The organism is Streptomyces sp. NPDC001933 (assembly GCF_042890955.1).
Lineage (GTDB): Bacteria > Actinomycetota > Actinomycetes > Streptomycetales > Streptomycetaceae > Streptomyces.
This window is the reverse complement of the sequence record NZ_JBIASS010000015.1, coordinates 41,193-62,018: the sequence shown is the minus strand read 5'-3', so window position 1 is coordinate 62,018 and position 20,826 is coordinate 41,193. Positions and strand designations below refer to the sequence as shown.

Below are 20,826 nucleotides of genomic sequence, written 5' to 3'. Positions count from 1 at the left end.
CTCGCCGTGGCAGAAATCGTCGCGTTCGTCCTCATGCCCGTCGCCTTCATGTTCGCGCTCGGGGCGTACCTGCCCTTCGTCCCGGTCATCGCCGCCCTGCGGGGCCTCGCCCTCGTGGTGCAGCTGCTCACCCGGCACGGACAAGCACTGGTCGGCGTCATGTACCGGCGCACCCCCGAGTTCCGGACACTGCCGCCCTACCGGCCGCAGGACGAGGAGGTGAAGGCGTACCGCAACTACTTCTTCGGGCCGGGCTTCCGTGACCTGCGCCAGCTCTTCACGCTGACCTGCCGGTCGTACGCCACGACAGTCGGCGATTCCTTCCGTGCCGTGACCTCGGGCCAGTTCGTCGCCCCGGCGCGCACCCGCGCCCTGACCGTGCCGTACGGCCTGACCCTGTACCTGGGACTCTGCCTGGGCACGGTACTGGCCCCGCCGCTGATCGGTCTGCTCCTCGGCCTGCACGCGCTCGTTCTGGCCCTGCTCACGGCCGGCGCCCGGACCATCGCCGGAGCCCTGCGGGCGGTCGACCGGGCGGCGTTGTGGATGAGACGGCTGCGTACCGGAATGCTCTGCCCGCACTGCTTCGAGCGCGTGCCCTATCCGGCGTACGACTGCCCCGCCCCCACGTGCCGCCGCCGGCACACGGACATCCGCCCCGGGACGTACGGCATCTTCCGGCGCCGCTGTGAGTGCGGGCGGCGCATGCCGACGCTGCTGATGCTGATGAGCCGGAACGGGCGGCTCCAGGCGTACTGCACCCTCCCGCACTGCGGGAAGCCGATGAACACGGACGCCGGCCACATGCCCGAGGTGGTGATCCCGCTGATCGGCGGGCAGGCGGCGGGCAAGACCCAGCTGATGGCGGCCATGCTGCTGTCCCTGGAGCACGCGGCGGCGAACGGCGGCCCGGCGATCGCCCTCGCCGACGAGGAGTCGGACGCCAACTACCAGGTGCTCCGTGAGGTGATTCGCATGCGGGGACACACCCTCGCCACGCAGAAGTCCCTGCCCAGAGCCCACTCCTTCGTCCTCGGCCGCGGCCGTTCCCAGCGGCTGGTCCATCTCTTCGACACGGCCGGTGAGCGGTTCGTCGACCGCGACGACACCGACGCGCTGCGCTACGCGCGGGCAGCGCGGACCTTTGTCTTCGTCCTCGACCCAATGGCCGTCAAGGCGTTCTGGACCGCCCTGGAGCCCCCTCCCGGACCCCTCCTCGACCGCACCCTCGGCTCCACGGTCGACCCGGAGGAGGTCTTTGCCCGCTCGGTCCAGGCGGTGGCAGCGATGGGCGCCCCGCTGGAGCGTTCCCGGCTGGCGGTCGCCGTCACCAAGACGGACCTGCTCACCGAGCACGGCCTGGTACCGGCCCGTATCGAGGACAGCGACGACACCCGGACCTGGCTCCGTGACGTGCTCGGCCTGCGCAGCCTCGTGCGGGCCATGGACCTGCACTTCCGGGAAGTCCGATTCTTCCGCACGGCCGCCGTGGCGGACGAGCGGGCCGGTGTGGACGCCAGTGTCACGGGATTCGTCGACTGGTGCCTGCGGAGCTGATCCGGGCGCCGACGAAGCGGATTGCCTGACCAGGGCATTCATCGACACCGAGGCCGGTGGCCCGGGGCGCTGCGCCCATGACGGCATCCGATGCCTGATTCGCACGGTTCGTGGAGGGGCCCGCGTCAGCGAACTCGGCGAGCGGTCTCAACAGTTCGGTCGAGCACGGCCGCATGGGCCGGCAACGGGCCGTTGCAGGCTGCGGGAACAGCCTTTGACAGGGTGATGTGGAGGAGGTGTGTGTGGTGGGCGACAGGCGATCTCCCGTATACGCAGTGCGTGTTAGCCTGCCCGGCGGTCGTGATCGAATGCGTACGGGGGAGATGCGGTGGGCGTCGACGGCTACCAGATAAAAGCGGGAATGACGGGCCAAGCCCGGCAACTGGACGATGCCGGCACGGACATGGACGGCGTCAGCTCGGCCGTCAAGTCCCGCAAGACCTACTCGTACGACGATGCCGGCGGCAATGACGCCGCGTCGGCGCTGAACGCGTTCGTCAAGGCATGGGAGGCCGAGGCGAAGACGCTGGCGTCGGCGTTGCACGAGCTCGGTGGCAAGGTGCAGTTGGCGAAGAAGTCCTACCACGGCACCGACGGCCTGGTGAGGACGGGCGTGGACAGCGTCCACGTCGGCGGTACGAGTGCTCTCACCGACACATCGACGCAGGGCGGGCGCACCTCGGTCCTGTCGGGCTACTGAGAGACGGGCCGATGTCGTTCTTTTCCTCTCCTTTCGAATCCCCTTCCTTCCGCCTCGCGTGGCTGGCCGGGCTGTCCAAGAAGATGCTCGGTGCCGGGAGCAAGAACGAGCTCCTCGACCTGATCGACGACGCCCTCTCGGTGCCCGCGCCGGGTGGGGACCAAGGCGTTCTGGAGGGCCTGGCCAGCCTCTACCGCGGCCAGATCGGCCATGTCGAAGGCGTCTTCGACCAGGTCGACCGGGTGGGCCGCAAGGGTCTTCCGGAGGTGTGGGTCGGCGACACGGGCGTCCTCGCCTCCGACGTGGTGAACGCCGCCGGACGGGCCGTGACCCAGATGAGCGAGGCGTTCCAGGGATGCGCGTCGGTGCTGCTGACGCTGGCCGACGCGATCGGCGCCGCGCAGCGCAACGACGAGCGGGGCCGTGGACAGCTGCTGGAACAGAAGAAGATGCTCGGCGGCAAGGACGGTTTCTTCGACAACCTGCACGAGAACGACGAGGAGGAGTGGGACCGCAAGAACGCCGCCCACTTCGGCTCCTACGCGGTCGATCTGATGCACGACGCCGTCTCCGAGGCGCAGGAGGCCACCCGCATCGCGGCCCGGGACCTGAACAAGTGGGCCGCCGAGGCACGGGCCGGGAAGATGGAGACCAGCGAACTCACCGCCGTCGACAAGCTGATGCTCGCCGACACCGGCGTCGCGGGCGCCGACACCGAGCTGAACGAGATCCTCACCGCCGGCGACCTGGAGCGCGCGTCGACGCGTATGGACCAGCTGAGTCTCGACGACGAGTCGGCCATGGAGCGGATGCTGGCGAAGTCGGAGACTCCACAGGAGCGGGCCTACCTGATGAAGGCCCTGGCAGCAGGCCACAGCGTCGCCGAGATCGGCGCATTCCAGGACAAGATCCACGGCAAGGACCCCGACTGGATGCGCCGGCATCTCACGCCGGTGGTCACCGCCACGGACAGCATGAACGACGAAGGCCTGGCGTCGGACGGTGCGAACAACAACACGGACTTCGTCACGTTCGACGGCCAGCGGTGGATTCAGGGCGGCGACGGCTCCGAGGGCACCTGCGTGGCCTCGTCCACCGTCACGTCCCGCGCCATGGTCGACCCCCTGTACGCGCTCGACCTCACAGGCGGCCCCGACGGGCAGCAGGACGACCCCGAGGCCTTCAGGCAGCGGCTGGTGGCCGAACAGCACCGGCTGCACACCGAAGGCGAAGGCGGCGAGAACTGGGGCGGAATGGGGTCCGAGGGGCAGGAACGGATCAACGACACCGCCGTCGGCAGTGCCACCGGCAGTGACTACGAGCGCCAGGACCTGAACAGCGCCGCCGACCGCAGGGCGGTCCTCACCGAAGTCGAGAAGTCGGTGGCGCAGGGGCGGCCGGTGCCGGTCGACGTCTCGGGCGAGGAGGGCGCCCACGCGATGACCATCATCGCCCAGGAGGGGGACATGCTTCAGGTGTACAACCCCTGGGGCTCGACCACCTGGGTCAGCGAGGACGACTTCATCAACGGCCACATGGGCAAGGCTTCCAACAGTGATCTCCCCAACGCGTACAGCGTCTATCTTCCGCGGTAGCAGGGGCGGTGCCGCGATCGCGGCGGCCGCGCTCCTCGCTCTCACCACAGGCTGCGGCTCGGGCTCCGACGAACCCGCCGGCGGCTCCACGAGCAGCGCGAGCCGCCCGGTGAACGACACCAGCATCACCGCCGAGCCGGGCGAGCGCTTCACGCTCACCGTCGACCAGAACGCGTCCACCCGCGAGTACTGGTACCTGGTCGACCCCGAGCCCGACGGCTCGGTGCTCGTCAGCCGGGGCCAGGACTACGCGTCGGACTCCGGCGACGAGCCGGTGCCCGGCGCCGGCGGCCGGCTCACCTTCACCTTCGAGGCCAAGGGCAAGGGGACCACCCGGTTCACGCTGCTGCACTGCACCTTCACCACGTGCCAGGGCAACAACTCCACACTGCCCCCCGAGACGGCCGGACCCTCCGCCACCCCGACCACGGGGGCGGCGTCCCCTTCCCAGGCTCCCGAGCGCATCACCTACACCGTCACCGTCGACTGAGCCCCAGCGGACCAGTCGGACGAGACGAGACACCAGAGGCCCCGCCATGAACGACAACGCCCCGTACCCGCCGGACCTCACGGACGACGAGCTGGCCCGGCTCGACATCACCGTCCTGCTGCGCTACGGCCTCACCGCCGAGCCCGGCAACCGGCGCACCGCCCTGTTCGGCGACGGCGCCGCGGCCGCAGCCGTCATCCTCGACCGCCTCGGCACCGAGCCGCGCTCGGTCGCTTTCCTCGCCGACATTGTGCGCGCCGGAGGGCTCGCCCTCGCCGCGGAGCTGCCCGAGCCCCTGCCCCGCCCAGAGGCGGCCGACGTGGTACGGGAGTGGCTGCAAGCGGGTACCGAACTCATGGGCGGGATCGCCGCCGACGACACCGCGGCCACCTGGCTGCGCGCCGTCGCGACCATTGTCGAACTGAAGCAGCTGACCCGGGCGCGGGACCGGAGCACGTGATCCGAGCTGCGTCATGAAGCTGAACACCATCAGGCTCTGGCTGGGCGGCCGAGCTTCTTGACATCGATGTGGACCAGTTCGCCGGGCCGGGCGTGTCCGTAGCGGCGAAGAGCCTCGCCGGTGTCCCGGTCCAAGTCCGTGTCGCAGATCGTACGGCGGGATGGTTTTGCCGATGAGTTCACCGTCCTCGAACGGTCTGCCCAGCGACACGACCGTTCACGACAGGAGTGCCATGTCCACCATCCAGCCAGTGATCCTGACCGCCGACCAGGACGTTCTGCTCGACTTCTATACGAAACTGTTCGGCGGTCAGGAGATCTTCCGGGAACCGGCGGAAGGCCCGACCTTCTACCTCGGCTTGCGCATTGGCGACACCGACCTCGGATTGGTGGCCAAGACGAACCCGGGGACCGGTGCGGCGCCGCGGATCCTGCTCAGCATCGGTGTCGACGACGTCGAGGAGACGCTCGGCCGGGTGGCGGCGTCGGGCGGCACGGTCCGCAGCGGCCCCAACGACATGCCGTGGGGACAGCGCGTCGCCCACATTCAGGACCCCGACGGCAACCCGGTGAACATCACTCAGCCGATCCCGGCCCGGTGACCTCGCTCGGCCTTCAGGCAGGGCGGCGGCGCATCAGGTGACTCGGCCGGGCATGGGCCGCGCCGACCGTCGTGGCGGGCTGGCCGCCACGACGGTCGGGCACGGCGACGGTGCCGGTCGAGGCCGTCGGGCTCACCAACGGTCCAGATACTCGTAGCCGTCGAACGTGCCGTAGGTGCCGCTCACCTTGGTGATGGTCACGGCGTGCTCCCCGTCGCCCAGCCGAGGGGTCTCGTAGACGACGGTGTTGCTCCGACGCGAGGGCGAACGGGTGTCGACGGTCACCGCCTTGCCGCCGTCGACGGTGATGGCCAGCTCGCCCTGGTCGGCGTTGGTCTCCCCGTAGATGCGAACCCGGGAACCGGTGAACCGGAAGGAGACGGTGGATCCGTTCTCCTTGGCGTGGAGGAGATCGTCGTGGAAGTCCCCGAGTCCACGACCGGAGGAGAGCGACCAACCGGAACTGGTCGTGCTCGGGTCGGTCTCGTTCACCCGGGTCCACCGGTGCGGATCGGCCGGCCGTCCGACGGAGATCGGATGCGAGGCGACGGCGTCCGGGACGGCCACCTCGACGAAGGTGCTGTTGATACGGCGCTGCTCCAGCAGGGTACGACCGGCGTAGATCCGGGTGCGGTCGGTCAGGCCGCTCACGGCCAGCAGCCGCGTGCCGTCGGCCGAGCGCGGGGATTCGTAGCGGAGCTCCAGCGGGCCGGTCCGGGAGAGAGCCCGGTGGGTCCGCTCCAGCCCGGCCTCGGCGAACTTGGCCTCGGGGACGTCGGCGAGCGTGGGCGAACCGGGGATCTTGGTGTTGTTCCCCGTGACGACGGCCAGCGGGTCCGGTGGGCAGGGGTATCGGCCGACGCGGCCCGACAGGTAGTTGTTCTCCGTCCACAGGTAGCCGGCCGGCGAGCAGCCTCCTTGCGAGGCCCCGGCGGTCTTGAACGCCACGTTGCCGTCCCAGGTGATGAACTGCGAGCCGGCATCGTCGTAGTAGGTGAAGTTCGTGTCCGGATGGTCGTTGAAGGCCACGTTCCCCGACGCACGGAACCCGTTGGCTCGCGTGGCGGCGATGTCGAGGGTGCCATCGGCCTTCTCGATGTACTGTGCCTGGTGGCCCTCGACGTATATCGCCCCGCCGTCGCGCAGTTCCTGCATGTAGTTGTAGATCAGGTTGTCGCTGATCACGTTCCGTGCGTTGACATTCGGGTTGTTGCCCGGATTGTCCGCGTCGGTGGCGTGTCCCTGGACGATGCCCGCGGTGATGCCCGTGTACGGGGTGTCGAAGACCTCGTTGTGATCCATCCGCAGGTCCTGCCCGAACAGGATCGTGACGCCCGGAGCAGCCTTGTAGTCCCGTCCGACCGCGTGGATCACGTTGTTGGAGACTCGTGTGCCCTTGACGACCTCGTTGGTGTCGATCGTGTCCCCGGCCACCGCTGCCGCGTCCGGGGTGCAGTGCTGTTTGATGCCTGAATGCGTGCCGGCGTCCCACGGCTGGGGATCGTAGGTGCAGCCCAGGTAGATGCCGGTCGATGAGGTGTCGGTGATGTGATTGCCCTCGATCACGGTGCCGGTGGCGCCGTAGCGCACGCCAAGCCCGGCGCCGCCGAGCGCGCGGAAGGTGTTGCCGACGAACCGGATGTCGCGACTCGCGGTCACGTCCACATTGCCCAGCGGCTGGCTCAGCGCGCCGTATGGGCAGCTGCCCGCCGGTGTGGTCACCGCGCACTTGCCCTGGTTGGGTGCGCCGGTGATGTGCAGGTTGGACTGCACCTCGGCGAAACCGGTCCGCGAGGGACCGAGCCAGGTCGCGTAGGAGAACTGCAACCCCTCGAAGACCAGGTCGTGTACGGGCTCGGCGAGGGTGCCGCCGACCGTCATCAGCCGCTCGAGGCGGGGAAGCGTGACGTCGAGGGTCTTCATGTCGACCCCGGTCTTGGGGGCGTAGTAGAGCTTTCCTGCGTCGGAGTCGAGGAACCACTCACCGGTCGACAGCAGTGAGTAGTGGTTCTCGACGCGTGTCGGCACGGTCGAGGTACTCATGTTGGGCAGGCCGCCGCTTTCGACCGGGGCACGCGGGGGTCGCTTGGTCATCCCGTCCCAGCAGGTGTCGAGCATGGTGACCGTGGTGCTGCCCTCTTTGGGAGCGACCGAGTCGACCAGGCACCGTGATTGGGTCCACGGTCCGGTCTTGCCGGTATAGACGAACTCGACCTTGCCTGCGTCCTCGGGCGAGAGCGCGTCGAGCCACTTGCGCGAGGCGTCGTGGGTGACCTCGTACCCGGTGGACGTGCCCGTCCACGAGGACGGGAAGCCGAGTTCGCCGGCCCCGGCCTGCGCGACCGGGGCCCAGGCGCCGTTCACGTAGAGCTGGCGCGACTGGCTCCCGGCCGGGACGTCGGCGACCCAGATTCCGCGCTCGTCGTCGTGCTCGGTCCACCCGGTCACCCGAGTGCCGCCGGAGATGACGACCTTGCCGGGGTCTGCAGCCCGCCACACCACCGGGTGCTCGGCCGTGCCGGAGTCCTCAGCGGTGTAGCGCAGCGTCTCGGACAGCTCGTAGCGGCCGTCCAGCAACTCCACCGTAACTGCTGCTCCCTTACTCGCGAGGCGCCGCGCCTTCGCCTGGGCGCCGTCGAGATCGCAGGGAGCAGTGGCGGTGCAGTCCAAACCCTTTCCATCGGGCGCCGCGACGACGCGGATGGTTGCTGCCTGAGCGGGCGCAACTGCGGCTAACGCCGCCGTCACGGAGACCGCAGCGGTGACGAGGCCAATTGCCGCATTGCGTAGAAGGGTCGAAACAAACATCGGGTTATTCATCGCGTCCTCATCCATGGACGTCAGGGAACCCGGCGGAAGACTCGCTGGAGTCTCGCCGAGGAACCCAGTCATACATCCGATGAATCGTGCCGTCTAGACCCCAGGCACGTCCCCTTTCCCTGCGGTGACCGTCCGGGGACAGCCCATGCCTTTGTTGCGAAGAGTCAGCAACAACCGGACTCATGCGGCGGCATGACCTGTGCCGGGGCCGGCCCGTCAGTTCTCGTGCGGTGCGGCACCTGACGTGGTTCGGTCCTTCCAGAGAGGTGATAGTCACCGGCGCCCGCCGGTCCCCGGCCGGCGCCGCTGCCGGGCCGCACTTCCTGCAGCACGAGGTGCACGGGCTGTGTGTCGGCAGGCGCCCGACTCGTCCTCAGCAATCCCGTTGTCGGTGTCCGAATGGGTTGTACGGGCGCAGGGGCCGATTCCTTAACCGTCTGGCGTCACGCTCGATCACACACGCGTGGGCGCCGATATCGGACTGGGCGAAGCGGCTGGTGTCGGAGCCCAGTTCGGAGGGGCGGCGGAACTGGATGGTGAGCTCCGAGCGCATGGGGCCGATGTACTCGCACCGGCCGGGGAGGGGAGGGCGCATCAGAGATCCGTAAGTGGCGTATGGAACGCGTCAGCGCTGCTTCTCCTCCGCACGCGGGCCGACGCAAGATCAGTCCCGGCCTCGGAACCGGGGTCGAGTGGACACCCGGATGCGGCGGAAACCGCTGCCGGGGAAGGGAGTGGTCATGTCGTATTCCCAGGCCGTCGAGCCGTCGAAGCGTGCGGAGATCTCCAAGCGTGCCGCGTTGAGCGTGGCGGCGCTCGCCGTTGCCGGAGGGGCGTTCTTCGTGCCGTCCGTCGGGCATGCCGCCGAGTCCCCGTCCTCGGACCAGAAGATCGAGGCCGGGTGCGGGGACTGCTACCCCGACGTCATCTGATCGGCTGACCGAAGCGCACGCGGGTGCGCGCAAGCGCGTCCGGGACCCGCCGGTGCTCACACCGGCGGGTCCGCTCGGAGAGGGACGGAACAATGGACTGGCTGGAACGGTGCGTACCGGACGTGGAGCAGCTCCTGGGTACGTATTGGCGGAAGGAACCGGTGCTTCTGCGGCCGCAGGACCCGCCGTTGGAGGTGCTGACACTCTCGGACGTGGACGCGCTTCTCGACGCGGGGCTGTTGCGCGTTCCGTATCTCGGCCTGTACGCCGCGCAGGGGAGCATCGCCGACGAGCGTTTCTGTCCGATGCGCGTCATCACCGGGAACCCTGTCCAGGGGTACGTCGACGCGGCGGCGGTCCGACGACTGATCGATGAGGAACGGGCGACCCTGCAGTTCCGATACGTCGACCAATGGCATCCCCCGGTGCGTGAACTCACGAGGGGCGTTGCCCAGCGGCTCGGCCGGCTCGCCGAGGCCTTCTTCTTCCTGAGTCGTCCCGGCCGCCGGGGTCCGGTGCATCGGGACGACGGGGACCTGCTGGCGATCCAGCTCAGCGGTGCCAAGCACTGGCAGGTGTACGCAGGTCCGGCCGACGGCGACTGGGCGCCGGTCCGCGAGGAGAATCCGGGGACGCCGCTGCTGGACACGGTCCTTGAGGCCGGTGAAGTGTTGTATGTGCCGCGAGGTTTCGCGCACACCGCCACGGCCGTGGGCGACGCCTCGTCGGCTCATCTGACAGTGGTGGTGAGAGAAGCCGGCGCGGAGCATCTGCGCACCGCTCTGCTGACGGGGATCGTCGACGGCCTGACACTGCCGGGCCGTCCGCTGGACGATGACGCCCTGCTGCGCACCGCGGCCGAACTCCTGGGCCATCTCGGCGCACGGCTCGACGCGGTCACCCCGGATGATGTCATCGGCCGGGCACGACCGCGTGCGTACAGCAACCGTCAGACCGTCTGATCAGGCCGACGGCATGGAACATGGAGAGGCAACGATGGGCCCGCTTGCACGATATGTGGGCGACGAGCAGGTGTTCCATCGCACCCTGTGGCGCCGCACACCCGCCGTACTGCATCCCTGCACCCCCCTGACGGAGACGCTGACGGTCGCCGAGCTGGACAGGATCCTGGACGCAGGTCTCCTCACCACCCCGTACGCGACGCTCGTGCACGAGGGCGGTCCGGTACCGGAGGAGCGTTACTGTTCCCCCCGTGTCGTCCTGGGCGGGATCGACAACCGCTACGTGGATGCCGGGGCGGTGCGCCGACTGATCGGCAAGGAGGGAGCCACGCTCCTTCTGCGGTACGTCGACCAGTGGCACGCAGGCGTGCGGGAAATGGCCGATGGGCTCGCGGAGTGTTTTCAACGTCAGGTGGAGGCGTTCTTCTTCCTCACCCCGCCGGGGACGCAGGGCCGTCCTGTGCACCGCGACGACGCCGACGTGCTGGCCGTTCAGATGCACGGCTCGAAGCGGTGGCGTGTGTATCCGGGACCGCCCGACGGGAACTGGCAGCCCGAGCGCGTGGACGGCGACCCGGGGGATCCGCTGCTCGACGTGGTTCTGCGTCGGGGCGAAGTCCTTTACGTGCCGCGGGGGTTCGCGCATGCGGCCGAAGCCACCGGGGGAAGCTCTTCCGCTCACCTCTCGTTCACGGTCCGCGAGGCCGGCTCCGCCCACCTGTACGCCGTTCTTGAGGCACTCCTGCTGGACGGCGACGGACTGCCCGCCCGGCCCAACGACGACGCAGCGCTGACCGGGGCCACGAACGACCTCATCGCGCATTTTCGCCGCACGCTCACCGGCCTCACGCCACAGGAGCTGGTACGTCTGGCCCGGGGCGCGATGCGCCGCGAACAGCACACCGCCGAGGGTTCCTTGAGCGCGCTGCTGGGCTGATCCGGCCGGGAGGGCGAGGTGAGTGCGGAGGCGTCGGCCCGGCCCCGGGTGCGAGGCGGGTTCATCCGACGTGGACGCGGGGGCGGCGGGCCCGGTCGGGTTCGGCCTCGCGGAGGACCTCGCGGGTGACGGGGGCGACCTCGCCCTGGCCGAAGAGGAAGAACCGCAGGAAGTTGGTGAAGGGGTTGCCTTCGGTCCACTCGAAGTAGATGTGCGGGTTGTGGCCGGTGAGGTCGCGGACGTGCAGGAGCAGGGCGGCCAGGGCGTTGGGGACGGAGGAGCTCTCCAGGGTCAGAACGCGGTAGCGGCTGTGCAGGACTTCGCCGCGTACGTTCAGGCCCGATTCGAACTCCGAGGGGTCGAGGACGGTGACCTCGACGAAGACGAAGTCCTCCTGGACGGGGACGTCGTTGTCGTGACGGATCTGTTCGATCTTGTCGCGGTACTCGGCGATGTCGCGGCTGTCGGGCTCATTGGCGATGAACCGGATCCTGCGGCTGGCGGCGTCCCGTACGAAGCGCTCCGCCACGCCGTCCAGGGTCACGCTGGTGACCCGCAGCTCGAAGGCGCGCGCGAGCCGTGAAAGGAGCGAGACGAGGATGATCCCGGCGATGAAGCAGGCACCGATCTTCACCCCGTCGGGGCGCTCGATCACATTCGCCACGGTGGTGTAGAGGAAGACCGCCGAGATGACGGCGAAGGCGATGGTCCAGTTGTGCTGGCCGGCCTTGCGCGCGGCGATCGTGACGGCGATGGCGGCGGAGCTGATCAGGACGAGGACGCCGGTGGCGTAGGCGCCGCCCTGGGCGTCGACGTCGGCATCGAAGATCCAGGTGACCAGGAACGCCACGAGGATGAACACGATCACCATCGGGCGCACGGCGCGTGCCCAGTGCGGCGCCATACCGTACCGGGGCAGGTAGCGGGGCATCAGGTTGAGCAGGCCGGCCATGGCGGAGGCGCCGGCGAACCACAGGATGGCGATGGTGGAGACGTCGTAGACGGTGCCGAAGGTGTTTCCGAGGTACTCGTGCGCCAGATACGCCAGTGCGCGGCCGTTCGCCCGACCGCCCGACTCGAACTCCTTGGCCGGGATGAGCACGGTGGTGATGAAACTGGTGGCGATCAGGAACACGCTCATGATCGTCGCAGCGGTGGTCAGCAGCTTCTTCGTGTCGCGGATACGGCCGGTGGGTTTCTCCTCGGTGTCGCCGGGGTCGCCCGCGACATGAGGCATGACCGCGACTCCGGTCTCGAAGCCGGACAGGCCGAGGGCCAGCTTCGGGAAGACCAGCAAGGCGATGCCCACCATGGCCAGGACGTTGCCGTGCTCGGTGGTCAGGGCGCTCGTCCAGTCGGTGACCACGTGGGTGGCTGTGGCGACGTGCCACAGACCCGACACCACGACGACGACGTTCAGGGTCAGGTAGATCCCGACCAGGACGACGGCGACGCCGATGGCCTCCAGGAAGCCCTTGAGGAACACCGCTCCGAGCAGCGCGATCAGCAGCAGTGTGATCAGCATCTGCTTGTTGTGCAGCGCATCGTTCAGGTGCGGGTTCTCCACCAGGTGGGTGGAGGCGTCCGCAGCCGACAGTGTGATGGTGATCAGGAAGTCGGTGGCAGCGAAGCCGAGCAGTGTCAGGACGAAGAGCTTGCCCTTCCAGAACGAGAGCAGCCGCTCCAGCATCGCGATCGAGCCCTCGCCGTGCGGGCTCTCCTCGGCCACCCGTCGGTAGACCGGCAGTGCCCCCGCCAGCGTGACGATCACGAGCACGATGGTAGCCACGGGGGACAGCAGTCCGGCTGCGAGGGCGGCGATGCCCGGCTGATAGCCCAGCGTGGAGAAGTAGTCGACGCCGGTCAGGCACATCACCCGCCACCACCGCTGCCCCCTGCCCGCGGGCTCGGGCTTGGCATGCGGCCCCTGCTGGTGTCCGGCGATGTCGGACAGGCCCTCCAGCATCCATGCGCGCAGGCGACCCGGAGGCTCATGGGCGGGAGTGGCCATCGTTGTGCTCCTGACGTGCGGCGAAGCGACGGTGCAGGCCATCGACGAGACGGCTGCCTCAGCGTACGCACGGAAGGATCCGCAACCGAGGGCTTCCCGTACCGGGCGCAGACGTGTCCCCGCCCGGCACGCTGCGCTCGGTCTCGAAGTGTGCGAACGCCCCGGTGAGGTCGGCGCGAACGCCCTGGACAGGGGCTCATGGGCGGCGGGGGTATGCGTACCGGGGCCGCTGACGACGATCCGTACAGGCGCTGCGGCCCCGGCGCGGACAACAGCCGGACATCTCCGCCGGCATTGCCGGGGTCGTCGAGTGGAACGCCCGTGACGGGCGCACCATGGAAGGGCGCGAACGTGACATGGGGGTGACCTGGGCAGGAGTCCGCCGGTGGCACGTGGACGGTTGCGGATCTACCTCGGGGCCGCCCCCGGGGTCGGGAAGACGTACGCCATGCTTGCCGAGGGCCAGCGACTGCGTGCGCGGGGTGCGGATGTGGTCGTCGGCTTCGTCGAGCCGCATGGCCGTCGGCCGACCGCGGCGATGGCGGACGGCCTGGAGACGGTGGCCCGCCGTACGCTGAGCCACCGCGGTGCGCTCTTCACCGAGATGGATCTCGACGCCGTGGTGGCCCGCCGCCCCCAGGTCGCACTGGTCGACGAGCTGGCCCACTCCAACGTTCCGGGGGCCCGCAACGCCAAGCGGTGGCAGGACGTGGAGGAGCTCCTGGACGCCGGCATCGATGTTGTCACCACGCTCAATGTCCAGCACCTGGAGTCCCTCAACGACGTGGTACGGCAGATCACGGGGGTCACGCAGCGGGAGACCCTGCCCGACGAGGTGGCCCGCCGGGCCGACCAGATCGAACTGGTCGACCTGTCACCGGAGGTGCTCCGCCGCCGCATGGTCCATGGCGACATCTATGCGCCGGATCGCATCGAGTCCGCCCTCACGCACTACTTCCGGGTCGGCAACCTCACCGCCCTGCGCGAGATCGCCTTGCTGTGGCTGGCCGACCGGGTGGAGGAAGGGCTGCAGCGCTACCGCGCGGAACACGGCATCGTCGCCCCCTGGGAGACGCGGGAGCGCATCCTGGTGTCCCTGAGCGGCGGACCGGAGGGCGAGACGCTCATCCGCCGTGCCGCGAGGATCAGTGCTCGTACCCCCGGCACGGAGCTGCTGGCCCTCCACGTGGTCCTGGAGGACGGACTCGCCGGCGTCGAACCGGCAGTACTGGACGCCCAGCGCACCCTTCTGGAGTCGCTCGGCGGCAGCTACCACCAGATCACGGGCGAGGATGTCGTCGATGCCCTGCTCCAGTTCGCCGAGGCGGAGAACGTCACCCAGATCGTGCTGGGCGCGAGCCGGCACGGTCGCCTCGCCTCCCTCCTGAGAGCAGGTGTGGGAGAGCGGACGATCAAGGGGTCCGGTCCCATCGACGTGCACATCGTCACCCACAGGGAGGCGGCAGGGGCCGCTGTGCTGAGGCTTCCGCATCCGAGCCGTGGCACGGGCCGAAGACGGTACTGGGCCGCGCTGATCGGTGCTGTGGTGCTGCTTCCCGCACTGACACTCGTGCTGACCGCGATGCGCGCCCACCTCGACCTCTCGGGCGTCCTGGTCGTCTATCTGCTCGCCGTCATCGTGGTCGCCCTGGTCGGAGGGCTCTATCCCGCGCTGCTCGCCGCCGTTGCCGCCGCACTGCTCGCCGACTACTACTTCATGGCCCCGGTGCATTCACTGGCCATCGCGCGCCCCGACGCGATCACCGCACTCGTCGTGTTCATCGCCACGGCCGCTCTCGTCGGCACGGCTGCGGGCACGGCTGCCCAGCGCACGCACCAGGCCGTACGCGCGACATCCGAGGCGAGGGCGCTGAGCCGCCTGGCCGCCGCCATGATGCGTGGCCAGGATCTGACGGCATTGGTGGAGCAGATCCGGGAAAATTTCGGTCTCAGTGCGATCAGCCTGCTCGAAAGGGATCCGGAAGCATCTCCCGCGCCCCATTGGTACGTGATCGCCAGCGCCGGGGAGCGGCCACCGGAGAAGCCCTACGAGGCGGATGCGGAAAGCCCCGTCGACGACAACCTCATGCTGGCCGTGCGTGGCTCAGGACTGAGTACACAGGACCGAAGCGTCCTCGCTGCATGCGCCGCCGAACTGGGGCTGGCACATGCCCGAGGGCGGATCGCCGGGTGTTCCGACGGCACGAACATCTTCGCCGACGCCGAACGTACCCGGGCATCCCTGCTTCTCGCGGCGGGGCGCGATCTGCGTGCTCCGCTGCACACGGCCGAAGAAGCGCTCGTACGCCTGAGGCGTCGAGGATCCGGCGCGACTGTCCCGGAAGAGGCACAGTTGTTGGACTCTGCCTGCGCGGCGGTGCACCGTGCGGCGCAGTTGGTCACTGATCTCGACGATGTGAGTCGTCTGCACGCCGGGGCACTCGATCTCTACCTCCGCCCGGTCGACCTCAACGAGATGCTGGGCGCCGCCTTGGACGACCTGGGGCCCGGCGGCCACTCGATCATTCTGCGCCTGCCGGAACAGCTGCCCGACGTGATCGCCGACGCCGCTCTCCTCACCCGTGCCCTGACCGCCCTGGGTGCCGATGCGTTGCGTCACAGCCCGTCGGACCGGCCCCCCGTCGTCACCGCCGAGGTCCAGGCCGGCCGCGTGAGGATTCGAGTGGAGGACGGCACGCCCGACCGGGGCCCGGAACTGAGCCCCAAGGCTTTTCGGGCTCCGGGTGCCAGGGCCGACAGCCTGGCTGTACGGCTGTCGCGCGACTTGGCCGAGGCCATGGACGGGACCATGGAGACGGCCGCGGAGAGCCGCGAATTCTCGGTGATGCTCACTCTTCCGAGTTCCGCGCCCGGCGGCTTTGCGACATCCGGCCACAACGAGTGAATCCACGCACTTCACGGTCATCCCATCGGCGCACAGGGCTGCAAAGCAATTCCGACACCAACTGATATAGCGTCAGAAGAGGGTCGATCTCGTTTTCCGGATCAACTCCATATGCCGGCCAGAAGGGCCTGGAAGTCCCGTCCCTCATGACTCTGCGGGGTGCTTCGCCGTATGTCGGACATCGCGTACATCGGCCTCACGGTAGTGGTGTTTGCCTTTCTCGTCCTGGCTGCCAAGGGGGTCGGGCGCCTGTGAGCGTGGAAAACATCGTCGGCCTGGCCGTTGCCGCGTGCCTGGTGATCTACCTGGTCATCTGCCTGATCTTCCCCGAGAAGTTCTAGGAGAAATCCCGGATGGACGACACCCTCGCGGGCTGGCTCCAGGTGCTTGCCCTGGTGGTCGCGCTAGGTCTTTCATTCCGCCCGCTGGGCGGCTACATCGCCCGCGTCCTGACCACTGATCGCCATTGGCGGGCCGAACGCTTGATCTACCGGGCAGGTGGAGTGAACTGCGACGCCGACCAGAAGTGGTCGGTCTACCTGCGGAGCATCCTGGCCTTCTCAGCTGTATCGGTGCTGTTCCTGTACGCGTTTCTGCGCCTGCAGAACCATCTCCTGCTGTCCCTGGGAATGAAGCCGGTTTCCACGGACCAGTCGTTCAACACCGCGGCATCCTTCGTCACCAACACCAACTGGCAGTCGTATTCAGGTGAGTCGGCGATGGGGCATCTGGTCCAGATGGCGGGCCTCGCTGTGCAGAACTTCGTCTCCGCGGCCGTGGGCATCGCCGTCGTCGCCACACTGATCCGGGGCTTCAACCGGAAGAAGACCGATCGCGTCGGAAACTTCTGGGTGGACCTGACACGGATCGTGCTTCGCGTTCTGCTGCCACTGGCTTTCGTCTTCGCGATCGTTCTGGTGGCCGCCGGTGCCGTTCAGAATTTCCACGGAATCCATGACATCACCACCATCGCGGGCGGGCACCAGAGCCTGACCGGAGGCCCCGTCGCCTCCCAGGAGTCCATCAAGGAACTGGGCACCAACGGCGGTGGTTTCTACAACGCGAACTCCGCGCACCCCTTCGAGAACCCCAACGCCTTCACCAACCTGATCGAGATCTACCTCATGCTGGTCATCGCGTCCTCGCTCCCGCGGACATTCGGGACGATGGTCGGCGACAACCGCCAGGGATACGCCGTCGTCGCCGTGATGGCATTGATCTGGGGCGCATCGGTCGCCATCGTCACCGCCAACGAGCTGCACAGCGTCAGCAGCACCGCCGGTCACGCGGCCGGCGGAATGACGGAGGGCAAGGAAACGCGGTTCGGGATCTGGGCCTCGGCCCTGTTCGCCGTGTCCACCACCCTCACGTCGTGCGGAGCGGTCAACTCCTCCCACGACTCGTACACGCCGGGTGGCGGCGGAATGACGATCTTCAACATGATGCTGGGGGAGATCGCGCCCGGTGGCGCCGGATCCGGGCTCTACGGAATCCTGATCCTGGCGATCGTCGCGGTCTTCGTCGCCGGACTGATGGTCGGCCGGACCCCCGAGTACCTGGGCAAGAAGCTCCGGGGCCGGGAGATGAAGTTCGCCTCGCTCTACATCCTGACCACGCCCGTGGTCGCACTGGTGGGCGCGGGGCTGGCGATGGCGCTCCCGGGGGAGAGGGCGGCCATGCTCAATTCCGGTCCGCACGGCTTCTCCGAGGTCCTGTACGCCTTCGCGTCGGCTGCGAACAACAACGGCTCGGCGTTCGCAGGGCTGAGCGCGAACACCGTCTGGTACAACACCGCACTCGGTGTGGTCATGCTCGTCGGCCGGTTCCTGCCGATGGTGTTCGTCCTGGCGCTCGCCGGCTCTCTCGCAGAACAACAACCCGTTCCGGTCACGGCGGGCACCCTGCCCACCCACCGGCCGCAGTTCGTCGGGATGTTGACCGCAGTGATTCTCATCGTTGTCGGGCTGACCTACTTTCCCGCGCTCGCGCTCGGACCCCTTGCGGAGGGCCTGCACTGATGACCACGACCGCCACTCCCGCTCCCACCCCGCCGGGCACCGGGCGTCAGCAGCACCGGGTCTCGGGCGGACTGCTCGATCCCAGGCAGCTCCTGACATCCTTCCCCGGCGCCCTGCGCAAGCTGGATCCGCGAGTGATGGTCCACAACCCCGTCATGTTCGTGGTGGAGGTCGGGGCGGCGCTGACCACGCTGTCCGCCATCGGAGCACCAAGTGTTTTCGCCTGGGTGATCACGGGGTGGCTCTGGCTGACATCCGTCTTCGCCAACCTTGCCGAAGCAGTGGCCGAGGGGCGGGGCAAGGCCCAGGCGGAGACGCTCCGCCGGGCCAGGACGACGACCATGGCCCGTCGTCTCACCGGCTGGCAGCCGGGCGCGGCCGACGCCTCGGAGCAGGAAGTTCCGGGCGTCGCTCTCCGTCTGGGCGATCATGTCGTCGTCGAGGCCGGGCAGACCATCCCCGGCGACGGAGACGTGGTCGAGGGCATCGCCAGCGTCGACGAATCGGCCATCACGGGTGAGTCGGCGCCGGTGATCCGCGAGTCCGGTGGTGACCGGTCGGCCGTCACGGGCGGTACCAAGGTGCTCTCGGACCGGATCGTCGTGAAGATCACCTCCAAGCCGGGGGAGACCTTCATCGACCGGATGATCGCACTCGTGGAGGGGGCCGCACGGCAGAAGACACCGAACGAGATCGCGCTCAACATCCTGCTGGCATCCCTCACGATCATCTTCCTGATCGCGGTGGCGACGCTGCAACCCTTCGCCGTCTTCGCCGGGGCCGAACAGACCATCGTCGTCCTTGTCGCCCTCGTGGTGGCCCTCATCCCCACGACGATCGGTGCGCTGCTCTCGGCGATCGGCATCGCGGGCATGGACCGGCTCGTGCAGCGCAACGTGCTGGCGATGTCCGGGCGCGCGGTGGAGGCCGCGGGCGACGTCAACACCCTCCTGCTCGACAAGACCGGCACCATCACCCTCGGCAACCGCCAGGCCGCCGAATTCCTGCCGGTGAACGGGGTGAGCACCGAGGAACTCGCGGACGCCTCCCAGCTGTCGTCGATCGCCGACGAGACGCCGGAGGGCCGCTCGATCGTCGTCCTCGCCAAGCAGCAGTACGCCCTGCGAGGACGTGGCGAAGGAGAACTGGCCCAGGCACGGTTCGTACCCTTCACCGCTCAGAGCCGGATGAGCGGTGTCGACCTCAACGACTCTCAGGAGAACCTTTCTCTGCGTAAGGGAGCGGCGACGGCGGTGATGCGCTGGGTCCGTGACAACGGCGGCCACCCCACGGCAGAGGTCGGAGGCATCGTCGACGGCATCTCCGCGAGCGGAGGCACCCCGCTGGTCGTCGGCCAGGTGACCCGGCACGGCGACGCACCCGGCGCCCGAATCCTCGGTGTCATCCACCTCAAGGACGTCGTGAAGGAGGGCATGCGGGAGCGGTTCGACGAGCTGCGCCGGATGGGTATCCGTACGGTCATGATCACCGGTGACAACCCTCTGACCGCACGCGCCATCGCTCAGGAGGCCGGCGTGGACGACTTCCTCGCCGAGGCCACGCCCGAGGACAAGATGGCCCTCATCAAGCGGGAGCAGGCGGGCGGCAAGCTCGTCGCGATGACCGGCGACGGCACGAACGACGCCCCGGCGCTCGCCCAGGCGGATGTCGGCGTGGCCATGAACACCGGCACCTCGGCCGCCAAGGAGGCCGGGAACATGGTGGACCTGGACTCCAACCCCACGAAGCTGATCGAGATCGTCGAGATCGGCAAGCAGCTGCTCATCACCCGTGGTGCGCTGACGACGTTCTCGATCGCCAACGACGTTGCGAAGTACTTCGCGATCATCCCCGCGATGTTCGCCGTGGTCTATCCCGGCCTGGACAAACTCAACATCATGCGACTGCACAGCCCGACCTCGGCGATCGCCTCCGCGATCGTCTTCAACGCGCTGATCATCATCGCCCTGATCCCGCTGGCGCTGCGCGGCGTGCGCTACCGGCCGTCCTCCGCGGCGACACTGCTCAGCCGCAACATCTGGATGTACGGGCTCGGCGGGCTGGTCCTGCCCTTCGTGGGCATCAAGCTGATCGACCTCCTCATCCAGTTCATCCCCGGCCTGCGCTGACAGACGGACCGACGAGAGAAGAAGGCGATCCCAGGGTGCGCACCCACCTTCCCCCTGTACTCCGGCACCATCTGACCGCCTTGCGGATGCTGCTGGTTTTCACCGTGATCACCGGCATCGCCTATCCGCTGCTCGTCACCGGCATCTCCCAGGCCGGACTCTCCCACCAGGCCAACGGCTCCCTGCTGAAGACGAACGGCACGCCGGTGGCCTCCAGCCTGATCGGCCAGAACTTCTCCCTGCCGAAGCGGAATCCCCAGGACGAGACAGAGACACCGCGCCCCGACCCCAAGTGGTTCCAGCCCCGCCCGTCCGCCGGCGGCTACGACCCCACGGTCTCCGGCGCCTCCAATCTGGGCCCGAACAACACCGACCTGATCAGGACCGTCAAGGACCGCCGCGCTGCCGTCGCCGCCTTCGACGGGGTCCCGCCCGCGTCCGTCCCCGCGGACGCCGTCACCGCGAGCGGCTCGGGACTCGACCCGGCGATCTCCCCGGCGTATGCCTATCAGCAGGTGGACCGTGTTGCGAAGGCCCGCCACCTCGCTCCCACCAAGGTGAGGACACTGGTCGCCCGACACGTTCAGGGACGTGTTCTCGGATTTCTGGGTCAGGAACGCGTCAATGTCGTCGAACTCAACCACGATCTGGCCAGGCTGACGTGACCAGAATGTGGGGGTGCTGATGTGAGGGCGGCCGAGGCGAGGGC

The 20,826-nt window shown here is 68.5% G+C and carries 17 protein-coding genes; 14 read left to right on the top strand and 3 right to left on the bottom strand.

The genetic code is table 11. From position 1 onward, the window contains the following. Nucleotides 1-6 precede the first annotated feature (6 nt). The 6 genes from ACFYY7_RS30820 (at nucleotide 7) to ACFYY7_RS30795 (ending at nucleotide 5,403) form a co-directional block, all read left to right on the top strand. The gene (locus ACFYY7_RS30820) at nucleotides 7-1,557 is read left to right on the top strand and encodes a hypothetical protein (RefSeq protein ID WP_388666786.1); all 1,551 of its coding nucleotides are present in this window, start codon (nucleotides 7-9) and stop codon (nucleotides 1,555-1,557) included. A gap of 361 nt (nucleotides 1,558-1,918) precedes the next feature. Next, a complete protein-coding gene (locus tag ACFYY7_RS30815) occupies nucleotides 1,919-2,257 on the top strand; it encodes a hypothetical protein (RefSeq protein ID WP_388666783.1) in 339 nt (112 codons plus the stop codon). Nucleotides 2,258-2,268: 11 nt separating this feature from the next. Continuing rightward, on the top strand, nucleotides 2,269-3,852 hold the full coding sequence (locus tag ACFYY7_RS30810) for a peptidoglycan-binding protein (RefSeq protein ID WP_388666780.1): 1,584 nt from the start codon (nucleotides 2,269-2,271) through the stop codon (nucleotides 3,850-3,852). A gap of 109 nt (nucleotides 3,853-3,961) precedes the next feature. Then, nucleotides 3,962-4,342, top strand: a complete 381-nt coding sequence (locus ACFYY7_RS30805) for a protease inhibitor I42 family protein (RefSeq protein ID WP_388666778.1) — start codon at nucleotides 3,962-3,964, stop codon at nucleotides 4,340-4,342. Nucleotides 4,343-4,388: 46 nt separating this feature from the next. Further along, nucleotides 4,389-4,802, top strand: coding sequence for a hypothetical protein (locus tag ACFYY7_RS30800; protein WP_388666775.1), 414 nt, complete (start codon nucleotides 4,389-4,391; stop codon nucleotides 4,800-4,802). Between the two features lie 232 nt (nucleotides 4,803-5,034). After that, nucleotides 5,035-5,403: a VOC family protein gene (locus ACFYY7_RS30795; protein WP_388666772.1), complete on the top strand. Its 369-nt coding sequence runs from the start codon at nucleotides 5,035-5,037 to the stop codon at nucleotides 5,401-5,403. Nucleotides 5,404-5,535: 132 nt separating this feature from the next. Here the strand turns inward: ACFYY7_RS30795 and ACFYY7_RS30790 are convergent, their stop codons facing one another. Together ACFYY7_RS30790 and ACFYY7_RS30785 are read right to left on the bottom strand one after the other, a co-directional pair. Continuing rightward, nucleotides 5,536-8,073, bottom strand: coding sequence for a hypothetical protein (locus ACFYY7_RS30790; protein WP_388666769.1), 2,538 nt, complete (start codon nucleotides 8,071-8,073; stop codon nucleotides 5,536-5,538). A gap of 523 nt (nucleotides 8,074-8,596) precedes the next feature. Then, nucleotides 8,597-8,818, bottom strand: coding sequence for a DAPG hydrolase family protein (locus tag ACFYY7_RS30785; RefSeq protein ID WP_388666766.1), 222 nt, complete (start codon nucleotides 8,816-8,818; stop codon nucleotides 8,597-8,599). Nucleotides 8,819-8,963: 145 nt separating this feature from the next. Here ACFYY7_RS30785 and ACFYY7_RS30780 point away from each other — a divergent pair, with 145 nt between their 5' ends. The 3 genes from ACFYY7_RS30780 to ACFYY7_RS30770 all read left to right on the top strand — a co-directional run bounded on the left by ACFYY7_RS30780 (nucleotide 8,964) and on the right by ACFYY7_RS30770 (nucleotide 11,054). Then, complete coding sequence (locus tag ACFYY7_RS30780; protein WP_388666763.1) at nucleotides 8,964-9,155, top strand: hypothetical protein; 192 nt, start codon at nucleotides 8,964-8,966, stop codon at nucleotides 9,153-9,155. A gap of 92 nt (nucleotides 9,156-9,247) precedes the next feature. Next, a complete protein-coding gene (locus tag ACFYY7_RS30775; protein WP_388666761.1) occupies nucleotides 9,248-10,117 on the top strand; it encodes a JmjC domain-containing protein in 870 nt (289 codons plus the stop codon). Nucleotides 10,118-10,151: 34 nt separating this feature from the next. Continuing rightward, complete coding sequence (locus ACFYY7_RS30770; protein WP_388666758.1) at nucleotides 10,152-11,054, top strand: JmjC domain-containing protein; 903 nt, start codon at nucleotides 10,152-10,154, stop codon at nucleotides 11,052-11,054. A gap of 61 nt (nucleotides 11,055-11,115) precedes the next feature. On the opposite strand, the gene ACFYY7_RS30765 is transcribed toward ACFYY7_RS30770, so the two are convergent. Further along, nucleotides 11,116-13,065 carry an amino acid transporter gene (locus ACFYY7_RS30765; protein WP_388666756.1) on the bottom strand — a complete coding sequence of 650 codons (1,950 nt, stop codon included), beginning with the start codon at nucleotides 13,063-13,065 and terminating at the stop codon, nucleotides 11,116-11,118. Between the two features lie 385 nt (nucleotides 13,066-13,450). Between ACFYY7_RS30765 and ACFYY7_RS30760 the strand changes: the two genes are divergently transcribed. The 5 genes from ACFYY7_RS30760 (at nucleotide 13,451) to kdpC (ending at nucleotide 20,782) form a co-directional block, all read left to right on the top strand. Further along, a complete protein-coding gene (locus ACFYY7_RS30760; RefSeq protein ID WP_388666753.1) occupies nucleotides 13,451-15,970 on the top strand; it encodes a DUF4118 domain-containing protein in 2,520 nt (839 codons plus the stop codon). 251 nt (nucleotides 15,971-16,221) lie between these two features. Then, entirely contained in the window at nucleotides 16,222-16,311 is a 90-nt protein-coding gene (gene kdpF, locus ACFYY7_RS30755) for a K(+)-transporting ATPase subunit F (RefSeq protein ID WP_124722469.1), read from the top strand. A gap of 12 nt (nucleotides 16,312-16,323) precedes the next feature. After that, nucleotides 16,324-17,988, top strand: coding sequence for a potassium-transporting ATPase subunit KdpA (gene kdpA / locus ACFYY7_RS30750; RefSeq protein ID WP_388666750.1), 1,665 nt, complete (start codon nucleotides 16,324-16,326; stop codon nucleotides 17,986-17,988). Next, nucleotides 17,988-20,117 (top strand): potassium-transporting ATPase subunit KdpB, encoded by a 2,130-nt coding sequence (gene kdpB, locus ACFYY7_RS30745; RefSeq protein WP_388666747.1) that lies wholly within the window; start codon nucleotides 17,988-17,990, stop codon nucleotides 20,115-20,117. Before kdpA ends, kdpB begins: the two co-directional genes overlap by 1 nt. A gap of 35 nt (nucleotides 20,118-20,152) precedes the next feature. Next, a complete protein-coding gene (gene kdpC / locus ACFYY7_RS30740) occupies nucleotides 20,153-20,782 on the top strand; it encodes a potassium-transporting ATPase subunit KdpC (protein WP_388666745.1) in 630 nt (209 codons plus the stop codon). The last annotated feature ends 44 nt before the right edge of the window (nucleotides 20,783-20,826 follow it).